The sequence below is a fragment of the Streptomyces sp. NPDC059564 genome, from assembly GCF_042735575.1.
Lineage (GTDB): Bacteria > Actinomycetota > Actinomycetes > Streptomycetales > Streptomycetaceae > Streptomyces.
In genome coordinates this window covers 1-10,659 of sequence record NZ_JBHWBP010000270.1, presented here as the reverse complement: position 1 = coordinate 10,659, position 10,659 = coordinate 1, and the positions used below count along the sequence as shown (strand labels likewise).

10 protein-coding genes are annotated in these 10,659 nt (G+C 75.4%); 6 read left to right on the top strand and 4 right to left on the bottom strand.

What is annotated here, in order from left to right; all coding sequences use genetic code 11:
- A partial coding sequence (locus ACFV0Q_RS31210; protein WP_385009821.1) for a geranylgeranyl reductase family protein occupies positions 1-1,113 on the top strand: 1,113 nt, incomplete at its 5' end.
- Positions 1,114-1,323: 210 nt separating this feature from the next.
- Here ACFV0Q_RS31210 and ACFV0Q_RS31205 read toward each other — a convergent pair.
- Positions 1,324-1,782, bottom strand: a complete 459-nt coding sequence (locus tag ACFV0Q_RS31205) for a nitroreductase family deazaflavin-dependent oxidoreductase (protein WP_385009819.1) — start codon at positions 1,780-1,782, stop codon at positions 1,324-1,326.
- Positions 1,783-1,931: 149 nt separating this feature from the next.
- Here ACFV0Q_RS31205 and ACFV0Q_RS31200 point away from each other — a divergent pair, with 149 nt between their 5' ends.
- Together ACFV0Q_RS31200 and ACFV0Q_RS31195 are read left to right on the top strand one after the other, a co-directional pair.
- Positions 1,932-2,630 carry a TetR/AcrR family transcriptional regulator gene (locus ACFV0Q_RS31200; RefSeq protein ID WP_385009817.1) on the top strand — a complete coding sequence of 233 codons (699 nt, stop codon included), beginning with the start codon at positions 1,932-1,934 and terminating at the stop codon, positions 2,628-2,630.
- Between the two features lie 172 nt (positions 2,631-2,802).
- Entirely contained in the window at positions 2,803-3,870 is a 1,068-nt protein-coding gene (locus ACFV0Q_RS31195; RefSeq protein ID WP_385009815.1) for a spherulation-specific family 4 protein, read from the top strand.
- On the opposite strand, the gene ACFV0Q_RS31190 is transcribed toward ACFV0Q_RS31195, so the two are convergent.
- Entirely contained in the window at positions 3,849-4,748 is a 900-nt protein-coding gene (locus tag ACFV0Q_RS31190) for a LysR family transcriptional regulator (RefSeq protein WP_385009813.1), read from the bottom strand. The two genes, ACFV0Q_RS31195 and ACFV0Q_RS31190, sit on opposite strands and share 22 nt — an antisense overlap.
- A gap of 133 nt (positions 4,749-4,881) precedes the next feature.
- Here ACFV0Q_RS31190 and ACFV0Q_RS31185 point away from each other — a divergent pair, with 133 nt between their 5' ends.
- Positions 4,882-6,489: a class I adenylate-forming enzyme family protein gene (locus ACFV0Q_RS31185; RefSeq protein ID WP_385009811.1), complete on the top strand. Its 1,608-nt coding sequence runs from the start codon at positions 4,882-4,884 to the stop codon at positions 6,487-6,489.
- A gap of 198 nt (positions 6,490-6,687) precedes the next feature.
- Here the strand turns inward: ACFV0Q_RS31185 and ACFV0Q_RS31180 are convergent, their stop codons facing one another.
- A complete protein-coding gene (locus ACFV0Q_RS31180) occupies positions 6,688-7,899 on the bottom strand; it encodes a GDSL-type esterase/lipase family protein (RefSeq protein ID WP_385009809.1) in 1,212 nt (403 codons plus the stop codon).
- Positions 7,896-8,741 (bottom strand): maleylpyruvate isomerase family mycothiol-dependent enzyme, encoded by an 846-nt coding sequence (locus ACFV0Q_RS31175; RefSeq protein ID WP_385009807.1) that lies wholly within the window; start codon positions 8,739-8,741, stop codon positions 7,896-7,898. Before ACFV0Q_RS31175 ends, ACFV0Q_RS31180 begins: the two co-directional genes overlap by 4 nt.
- Before the next feature lie 37 nt (positions 8,742-8,778).
- Between ACFV0Q_RS31175 and ACFV0Q_RS31170 the strand changes: the two genes are divergently transcribed.
- Both ACFV0Q_RS31170 and ACFV0Q_RS31165 read left to right on the top strand, forming a co-directional pair.
- Positions 8,779-9,435: an alpha-ketoglutarate-dependent dioxygenase AlkB family protein gene (locus ACFV0Q_RS31170; protein ID WP_385009805.1), complete on the top strand. Its 657-nt coding sequence runs from the start codon at positions 8,779-8,781 to the stop codon at positions 9,433-9,435.
- A 40-nt stretch (positions 9,436-9,475) separates the two neighbouring features.
- A partial coding sequence (locus ACFV0Q_RS31165) for an ROK family protein (protein WP_385009803.1) occupies positions 9,476-10,659 on the top strand: 1,184 nt, incomplete at its 3' end.

Here is a 10,659-nt window from a genome sequence, read left to right as displayed (position 1 = left end):
GTCCTGCTGCTGGAGAAGGCCGAACTGCCCCGGTACAAGACCTGCGGCGGCGGCATCATCGGGCCCTCGCGCGACGCCCTGCCGCCGGGCTTCGTCCTCCCCTTCAAGGACCGGATCCACGCGGTCACCTTCTCCCTCAACGGGAAGCTGACCCGCACCCGGCGCTCGAAGGGCATGCTCTTCGGGCTCATCGACCGGTCGGAGTTCGACGCGGCGCTGGTCGCGGAGGCCGAGAAGGCCGGCGCGACGCTCCGCACGGGGACGGCCGTGACCCGCGTCGAGCAGCACGGCGCGGCGGTGCCCGACCGGCGCACGGTCGCCGTGGTCCTCGCGGACGGCGAGACCGTGCTCGCCCGGGCCGTGGTCGGCGCGGACGGCAGCGCCAGCCGGATCGGCGCGCACGTCGGGGTGGAGATGGACCAGGTCGACCTCGGCCTGGAGGCGGAGATCCCCGTGCCGCGGACGGTGGCCGAGGACTGGAAGGGCCGCGTCCTGATCGACTGGGGCCCGCTGCCCGGCAGTTACGGCTGGGTCTTCCCCAAGGGCGACACCCTCACCGTCGGGGTCATCTCGGCCAAGGGCGAGGGCGCCGCGACCAAGCGCTACCTGGACGACTTCATCGCCCGCCTGGGCCTGGCCGGCTTCGAACCGGCCATCTCCTCCGGGCACCTGACCCGTTGCCGCAAGCCCTCCTCGCCGCTCTCGCGCGGCCGGGTCCTGGTGGCGGGCGACGCGGCCGGACTGCTGGAGCCGTGGACCCGTGAGGGCATCTCCTTCGCGCTGCGCTCGGGGCGGCTCGCGGGGGAGTGGGCCGTCAAGATCTCCGAGGCGCAGGACGCGGTGGACGCGCGGCGCCAGGCGCTCAACTACGCCTTCGCGGTCAAGGCCGGGCTGGGCGTGGAGATGGGCGTCGGCAAGCGGATGCTGACGGTGTTCGAGTCCCGCCCGGGGATGATGCACGCGGCGCTCACGGGCCTGCGGCCCGCCTGGCTGGCCTTCGCCCGGATCACCCGGGGTTCGACGACGCTGGCCGACCTGGTGCGTACGTACCCGCTCGCGCGCAAGGCCCTGCACCTGCTGGACGCCCGCCAGGCCCGCGGCGGCCGCGGCTAGGCCCGGCCCCCGGCCTCGCCCGGCACCCTGCCAGGGCGGACCTTTCGTACGAGCCCCGGTTGTCCCGTGACGTCCCCGCTCGTCGGGCGCCGACCCTGGTCGGCGTCCGACGAGCGCGGGGCGGCGGGGTGGCCGGGGCTCTGTCGTACCCGTACCCGCACCCGTGCCCGTGCCTGTATGCGTACCCCTCCCGGTGTGCCCGGGCGGCGGTCAGTGGGCGACCGTGATGCGGAAGACCGGGTGGTCGGCGGCGGCCGTCTGGAGTTCGGCGTCCGGGGACTTCGCGGTGACGCCCTGGAAGAAGCGGTTGACCTCCCAGCCCCACTTCTCCAGGTACGCGCGCAGCACGGCCGCCTTCTCCACCGGGTCCGTGAGCTCCGTGACGGTGAAGGCGCGGACCTTGCGGCCCACGCGCAGCTCGCCGCCGCCCGCAGCCCGCATGTTGCGGACCCACTGGGAGTGGCCGCGGGCCGAGACCAGGTACTGGGCGCCCTCGTACGTGTGCGGGTTGACCGGGATCCGCTGCATCTGGCCGGACTTGCGGCCGCGCACCGAGAGTTCGGCGGTGCCGGCGAGGCTGACGCCGAGGCGGGCGAGCTTGCCGAGGAGGGCGTTGAACCGGATACCGAGCGGGCTGCCCTGGACGTAGTAGGGGGTGGGCGCGTTCATGGGTGCCTCCGGGGCGGACCGGGAGAGCGGTGCTCTCGCTTGAGAACAGTGTGCACGGATCGGTGCACCGAAACAAGAGCAGTGCTCTCGGAAGTGAGCGCCGATCCGTTCTTTGTGCAGTGCTCCACCCGTATGGCACCCTGAGCCGCATGAGCACCGTGCGTGGGGCCAGGGAACGGGCCCGCATCGAGGTCACCGCCGCCATCAAGGACGAGGCGCGCCGCAGACTGGCCGCCGAGGGCGCCGCCAAGCTCTCGCTGCGCGCCGTCGCCCGCGAGCTGGGCATGGTCTCCTCCGCCCTCTACCGCTACTTCCCCAGCCGCGACGAGCTGCTCACCGCGCTGATCATCGACGCCTACGACAGCGTGGGCGCCGCCGCCGAGCAGGCCGCCGCGGCCTCCCTCGCCGCCGGAGCCCCGCCCCGCGCCCGCTGGACCGCGGTCTGCGGAGCGGTCCGTGCCTGGGCCCTGGCCCACCCCCACGAGTACGCCCTCATCTACGGCTCCCCGGTCCCCGGCTACAGCGCACCCGTGGACACCGTCGGCCCCGCCTCCCGCGTCGCCAACACCTTCATCGGCATCCTCCGCGCCGCCCACGCGGGTCACGGCCTGGCGCTGCCGCCGCTGCCCGCCGCCCTGCGCCCCGAAGCCGTCCGGATGACCGCGGACTTCGCCGAGGGCCTGCCCCCCGAGGTGACCGCCGCCCTGGTCGCCGCCTGGGCGCAGCTCGTCGGCCTCGTCTCCGCCGAGCTGTTCGGCCAGTTCAACCGGGTGGTCGAGGAGCGGGACGCGTTCTTCGCGCACGCGGCCGGCCAGCTGGCGCACGCGGTGGGGCTGCCCGCGGTCTGAGGAGCACCGGGGGGGGGGTACAAGGCGGGCGCGTCCGGCGGGCGTTCAGATGATGAGGTGACAGATCGCTCTTCTGTTCCTCCCACCAATGCGGGTGGTTCGCCTTTCACCGACTTGCCGCGCGTCTACTGTTCGTCGGGTCGAACCCCTGCCCCCGCCGGAGGAACAGTCCATGGCCCGCGCCCGCGCCGTGAAGGCCCTGTACGCCGTCCTGGTGACGTGGTTACTCGCCGCCCCGGCACCCGCCCCGGGGCCCGCCGTCACCGCCTCGGCCGAGGCGCCCCGCGGGGACCGGCCCCCGGCCGCGGCCCCCGCGGCCCCGCCCGCCCCCGCCCCCGCCCCCGCCCCCGTACCCGCATCGGCATCGGCCCCCGCGCCCGTCGCGACCCCGGCTCCCGCCCCCACGCCCGCGCTCAGACCCCGGACGCCCGGCGTGAGAGGCCTGGAGATAGCCGTGCCCGCCTACGCCTGGGCCGGCGACCCGGTCCTGGCCCACCTCACCGCCACCGGCCCGGCCGCCTCCGTCGTCGTCCTCAACCCGGGCAACGGAGACGCCCCCTTCGACGCCTCCTGGCGGGCCCACGCGGACGCCCTGCGCGCCGGGACCACCGCCACCGGCGAGAAGACCAAGGTCCTCGGCTACGTCCACACCGACCACGGCAACCGGGACCTCGCCGCCGTGAAGGCCTCCGTGGACAACTACCTCAAGCCCCCGGGCAACACCGGCGGCCGCCTCCACGTCGACGGCATCTTCTTCGACGTCGTCAGCCGCGACTGCGGCCCCGGCAACGCCACCCGCGACCGGTACGCCGAACTGCGCCGCTACGTCCAGGACACGATGCACGCCGCCGACCCCGGCGCCGCCGACCTCGTCGTGAACAACCCCGGCACGGCCATCGCCGACTGCTACCTCGAACCCGGCCACCGCACCGCCGACATCTACGTCACCTTCGAGGACACCTACGCGGCGTACACCTCGGGGGCCTGGCACGGCGGCAACGTGTTCGACTCCCTCGACGGCTACCGCCCGGGCACCGAACTCGACCCGAACGGCACCGCGTTCTGGCACCTCGTCCACGACGTCCCCGACGAGGCGGCCATGCGCACCACCCTGCGCACCGCCTTCGCACGCGGCGCCGGATACGCGTACGCGACCAGCGGGGCCATGCCCAACCCCTGGAACGCCGCGCCCGAATGGATGTACCGGCCGCAGACCCTCTACGCGGCCACCCTCGGCTGAACCGCCCGGAAGTGCCGGACGGCGAAGTCCGCGAAGGCCCGGGCGGCCGGGGACTCGTAGGCGTCCTCCGCCCGCACGAGGCTCAGTTCCCGCCGCGCGTCCGCCGAGTCCAGCCGCGCCCAGCCGACGATGTCCCGGGTGCCGAACGCCCGGGCGATGGCCGGGACCAGCGCCACCCCGAGCCCGGCGGCGACCAGATCGAGGACGGCTCCCGGCTCGTCCCCCTCGCACACGATCGTCGGCCGCACCCCGGCCCGCGCGAACAGACGGTCGGAGAGCACCCGTTGCCAGTGGCCCCGGCCCGGGGTGACGAACGGCTCCCCGGCCAGGTCCGCCACCGCGACCCCCTCCCGCCCGGCCAGCCGGTGCGCGCGCGGCACCGCGAGCAGCACCTCTTCCGTGAGCAGCACCACGGAGAGCAGGGCCGGTCCGGCGAGCGGCTGGGAGGCGAAGCAGAAGTCCACCTCACGGGTGCGCAGTTGCCGCACCATCGACTCCGCCGACGACTGCCGCAGCCGGACGTCGACGCCGGGGTGCGCCGCGCGGAAGGCGACGAGCAACCCGGTCAGGGTCAGCAGCGTCTCGCTCGCCACGGTCACGCCGCCGCCCTCGCCGCCGCGTGCCGCGTCCGCCAACTCGCGCCGCCCGTCCTCCAGTTCGGCCAGCGCCCGGTCCACCCGGCGCAGGAAGGCCTCGCCGTGCCGGTTGAGGTGGATCCGGCGGCCCCGGCGGTCGAAGAGCCGCACCCCCACCTCCGCCTCCAGCCGGGCGATCGTCCGGCTCACCGACGGCTGGGCGGTGCGCAGTTCGTCCGCCGCCCGGCTGATGTGCTCGCAGCGCGCGACGACCTGGAAGCACCGCAACGACAGAAGATCCACCGAAGCCCCTTTCATGACCCTGAAGGCACCGTCTCATGGCGGAAACGGTCTTGGACGGCATGGGCGCCCGGCTCCTAGCCTCCGAGGAGGACCTCGCGCCCACCCCACCACCCCCTCCCGAAGGGACACCGTCATGCCCGGACACCGGAGCACCCCGCCCCCGTACGAGAGTTACGTGGACGCCCTCCTCGCCTCGCTCGCCCGCTCACCGGACCGGCCCGCGCTCACCGCGGCCGGCCGGTCCCTCACCGCCGGCGAGCTCCACGACGGCGTCCACCGCGCGGCCGCGCTGCTCGCCGCCCACGGCATCACCCGCGGGGACACCGTCGCCCTGCTCACCGGCAACCGGCCCGAAGCCCTCGTCGCCCGCTACGGCGCCAACCTGCTCGGCGCCCGGGTCGTGCACCTCAGCCCCGCCGCGGCCCCCGCGGCCTCGGCCGGGATCCTGGACGCCACCGCCGCCGCGCTGCTCCTCGTCGACCCGGCCGCGGCGGCGGCCGCCCGGGCCCTGCCCGCCGGGGACCGCGGGCCCGCGCGGCTGTCGCTGGACCCCGGGCTGTTCACCGAGGGACCGGCGAGACAACCCGTACGGATACCGGGGGCGGCCCGCCCCGAGGACGACTGGTGCCTGCGCTCCACCGGCGGAACCACCGGGCCGCCCAAGCTCGTCCGGCTGGCGCACGGCCCGTACCGGAAGATCCTGGACGCCGCCACCGCCCGCGTGCCCTCCGACGCCCCCGTACGGTTCCTCGCCTGCACCTCCCTCGCCCACATGGCCGGCATCGTCGCCGACGCGACCCTCCTCGCCTCGGGCTCCGTGATCCTCCAGGACGGCTTCGACCCGGCCGGAGTCCTGGCGGCCGTCGAACACCACCGCGTCACCGACCTGTGGCTCCTGCCGCCCCTGCTGTACGAGCTGCTGGACCACCCGCGGCTCGCCACCACCGACGTCTCCAGCCTCCGCCGCCTCCGCTACGGGGGCACCCCCGCCTCGGCCGCGCGACTGCGCCGGGCGGCCGAGGTCTTCGGCCCGGTGCTGCACGGCTCGTACGGGCAGACCGAGGCGGGCGCGATCGCCGAAGTCCTCCCGCACGAACACACGGTGACCGGCCCCGGCGGCCGGATCACGGCAGGCCGCCCGCTGCCCGGGGTCGCCGTCGAGACCAGGGACCCGGCGGGCGCCGCTCTGGCTCCCGGGAGCACGGGGGAGATCCACGTCCGCACGCCCACGACGATGACCGGCTACTGGGGGCGGCCCGAAGCGACGGCGGCGGTGATCCGGGACGGCGGCTGGGTCGCCACCGGGGACGTGGGTTTCCTGGACGACGGGGGATACCTGCACCTCGTGGACCGGTTGGGGGAGGTCGTCATCGTGGTCGGCGGCCACCTGTATCCCGCCGAGGCGGAACAGGTGCTGCTGGGGCACCCCGACGTCGCCGGCTGCGCGGCCTTCGGGACGCACGGGGCGGAGGGGCCGGAGGGGTCCGACGGGCCGGAGGAACTCCACGTGGCGGTGGTCCCCGCCCCCGGCCGCACCCCGGACGCCGACCGTCTCGGAGCCTTCGTAGCCGCCCGCCTGGGCGCGCTGTACGCACCGGGCCGGGTCCACCTCGTGGACCGCATCCCGCTCACCGAGGCGGGCAAACCGGACAAGGCCCGGCTGCGCACCCTGTACGGCGGCACCACCGGCGCCTCCGTCCGGGGCGCGGGAGGGAATCCGGACAGGGGCGCCGCCGCGTGAGGGAAAGGGTCGGTCCCGTCGTGTTGTCCGTGCCCGCCGAGAGCATGGGTCGGCTACGTCAAGCCCCGCTGACGGCGAGCGCAGGCATGGGCATACGCGCCTGACGAACCGGGGGCGTTCCGGCTCGGTGGGACCCTCCGGTCCCTCCCCACCGAGACCGCAGGGCCCTCCTCCGTACGAGGGCCGGGACCGGCCCGTCTACCTCGCCCCGAACGGCCCGTCCTTCGCGAAGACCAGTTCGGCGAAGCGTTCCCCGATGCGGCGGTGGCCCGCCGGGTCCGGGTGCAGCCGGTCCGGCAGCGGGAATGCGGCGTGGTCCGCCTCCCCGTAGAGGGAGCGGCCGTCGAGGTAGTGCAGGTACGGGTCATCGGCCGCGCGTTCCGCGGTGATGCGGGCCAGCTCGCGGCGGATCACGGTCAGCGTCAGCCGTCCGGCGGCGACCTCCGCCGGATCGCCCAGTGCCCGGAAGCTCAGCTTCCCGTCCGCCATGTCCGGGGCCAGCGGCCCCGGAGTGTCCTCCTGGAGCGGGCACAGGACGGGGGAGACGACCAGCAGCGGCGTCGTGGGGTGTCCCTCGCGGATGGTGTCGAGGAAGCCGTGCACCGCCGGACCGAAGGCGCGCAGCCGCATCAGATCGGTGTTGACGATGTTGATGCCGATCTTCACGCTGATCAGGTCGGCGGGGGTGTCCCGCAGGGCGCGCGCGGTGAACGGGTCGAGCAGGGCGTTGCCGCCCAGGCCGAGGTTGACCAGTTCCACGCCGCCCAGCGAGGCGGCCAGGGCCGGCCAGATCGTGGTCGGGCTCGCCGCGTTGGAACCGTGGCTGATGGAACTGCCGTGGTGCAGCCACACCCTGCGGCCCCGGTCCGGCGCGGGCTCGACGGGGGCGTCGGTGCGCAGCGCGACCAGCTCGGTCACCTCGTTGTACGGCAGCCAGATCTCCACGTCCTTGACCCGGTCGGGAAGGCCGTCGAAGCGGACGGTGCCGACGGGGCCGGGCTGGAACTCCGCGGAACCGGTGGACATGTCCACCAGCAGGACGTTGCCGCCGTTCGAGGTGGCCTGCCCCGCCGGCCGGCCGTCCACGAGCAGGTCGTACAGGCCGTCGGGGCGGGGAGGGGCGCCCCGGTAGGCGTTCTTGGTGCGGAGCGTGTCCAGTTCGACGGCGGTGGCCCGGGTGCGGAAGGCCAGCCGTACGCCGGAGGGCTGCGTCTCGACCGTGGCCAGGTACGGGTCGGGGAACTGGGAGCGGGCCCGCGCCGGGAGCCGGTGCGGCAGTACGCCGCGCGCGGTGCGCTCCACTTCGAGGGCGCCGCGCAGCAGGTCCGCCTCGACGGGCGTGGTGATCCATCCGGTCGTGCCGTGCGGGTCCTGCGGTCCGTCGGAGACGTCGTTGAGCTGGGTGTTCATGCCCCCACCCTGTCAACCGGATTCCCCGTCCGCACATCCATTTTCGGCGCGGCGCGCGCCCGGGCGGCCTCCCCGCGCGGGGGAGCCCGCGTCCGCCGTCGGATGTGGCCGGTCTCCTGCCACAGCCCGGCCAGCGCGGTGTCGCCGGTCACCCCCGGGCCGGCCAGCGGGATCCGGTTCCACAGGGCCGCGTACAGCCAGGACGCCTCACCGGTCAGCTCGCAGTCCGGCCGCTCCCCGGTGTCGCCGCGCACCGTACGGGCGGGCTCCCGCGACAGGTGCACCGTCCACACCGCGCCGGTGTCCGCGGCCCGCACGCGCAGCGTCTTCGGCTCCTCGGTACGCACCAGGCTGCGCGGCCGCGCGTGGAAGCCGGTCAGCAGCTCGTCCACCCCGTCCTCCGCGAACTCCGGGGTCACCGGCGCGAACGCCGGACCGAGCGCGGCCTCGGCGTCGAAGCGGTGCACGGTCGTCTCGTGGGCCTGCCTGCGGGCCCAGAACGCCAGCGCCGACGGCGGCGCCGTCGGCAGGAACGTCCAGCACACCACGTCCGCCGGAGCCCCGGACAGCACCCGCACCAGCTCCGCGTGCCCCTCCCGGAACCAGGCCAGCAGCTCCGGCCCGGCCAGTTCCGGCGCGTCCGGGAACGGCACCGGGTCCACCAGGGCGTCCGCCACGAACCCCGTCGCCCAGCGGTGCACGGCACCGGTGTGCCGCAGCAGGTCGCTCACCCGCCACCCCGGACAGGTCGGCACCGGGGCTTCCGTACCGGCCCGTTCGGCCGCGTCGGCGAGCAGCCCGCCCTCCCGGTCGAGGGCCTCCACGTATTCGGTGATCTTCATGGCGCGAGTCTGCCAGCGCTGCCGCGACAATGGAGGGGTGGACGGGGAACTGTTCCCGCGCGAGCGGGCCGAGATCGCACCCGGCGCCGTTCACCTGCCCGACTGGCTCGGGCCGCGGCGCCAGCGGGAGCTGCTCGCGGCCTGCCGCGAGTGGGCCCGCCCGCCCGCCGGACTGCGCACCGTACGCACCCCCGGAGGCGGGACGATGACCGCCCGGCAGGTGTGCCTGGGGCTGCACTGGTACCCGTACGGATACGCGCGGACCGCCGTCGACGGCGACGGGGCTCCCGTGAAACCGATGCCCGGATGGCTCTCCGACCTCGGCCGGCGGGCCGTCGCCGATGCCGGGGCCGCGCCCCTGGCGCCCGGGGAGGCGTACGACATCGCCCTGGTCAACTTCTACGGCGGCGACTCCCGGATGGGCATGCACCGGGACGCCGAGGAACGCTCCGCCGCCCCGGTCGTCTCGCTCAGCCTGGGTGATTCCTGCCTCTTCCGCTTCGGGAACACCGCCTCGCGCGGACGTCCGTTCCGGGACGTGGAGCTGCGCAGCGGGGATCTGTTCGTCTTCGGCGGACCGGGCCGGCTTTCCTTCCACGGGGTGCCGAAGGTCCTGCCCGGCACCGCGCCGCCCGGTCTGGGGCTGACCGGGAGGCTGAACATCACACTGCGGGTCGGCGGCCTCGGCCCGTAGCCGGGAGCCCGGCGCCTCCCGATCATGCGAGGATCCCTTCATGAACGGCAACGGGGCCCCGCCGCGGGTGGGGGATGTGACCACGGTGTCCACGGCTTCGGCTGCCTCGGCGGCTTCCGCGGCTTCCGCGGCTTCGGCGGCTTCCGCGAGGACCAAGCTGGAACGCGGCCGGGGCGCGCTCGGCCCGGCCCTGGAGCTCGTCCACACCGGCCGGGCCCCGACGCGTGCGGTCCTGACGGCCGAGCTCGGCGTCACCCGCGCCACCGCCGGAGCCGTCGCCGCCGAGCTGGAGGCGCTCGGCCTGATCCGCGTCGACTCCCGCCCCGGCGGGGCGGGCGGAGCCCAGGGCCGGCCCTCGCACCGGCTGGCCGTCGACGAGAACGGCCCCGTCGCGCTGGCCGCGCAGGTGCACCCGGACGGGTTCCGGGCGGCCCTGGTCGGCCTCGGCGGGCGGATCGTGGCCACCGCACCCGGCAAGGTCACCGTCTCCGCCGACCCGGCCCAGGTCCTCGGCGCCGTCGTCGAGGCGGGCGCCGCGCTGCTCGCGCAGTCCGGGCGGCGCTGCGTCGGGGCGGGCCTCGCGGTGCCCTCGGCGGTCGCGGAGCCCGACGGCACGGCGCTCAACCCGCTGCACCTGGCCTGGCCGGCCGGATCTCCCGTACGGGCCATCTTCGCGGAGCTCGCGCGGGCGGCCGGGATCGACGGACCGGCCCTGACCGGCAACGACGTCAACCTGGCCGCGCTCGCCGAGCACCGGCACGGCGCGGGGCGCAGCGCGCAGCACCTGCTGTGCGTGGCCACCGGGCACCGCGGCGTGGGCGGGGCGCTGGTCCTGGACGGCCGGCTGCACAGCGGGAGCGCCGGGCTGGCCCTGGAGGTCGGCCACCTCACCGTCAACCCGGAGGGGCGCGCCTGCCACTGCGGCAGCCGGGGCTGCCTGGACGTGGAGGCCGACCCGCTGGCCTTCCTCACCGCGGCCGGCCGTACCCCGGGCCCGGAGGTGTCGCTGCTGCAGCAGGCCCGTGACCTGCTGCGCACCGAGTACGCGGAGCCGGGCGTGCGGGCGGCCGCCGAGGAGCTCATCGACCGGCTCGGGCTGGGGCTCGCGGGCCTGGTCAACATCCTGAACCCGGACCGGATCATCCTCGGCGGACTGCACCGGGAGCTGCTGCACGCGGACCCGGAGCGGCTGCGCGCGGTGGTCGCGGACCGGAGTCTGTGGGT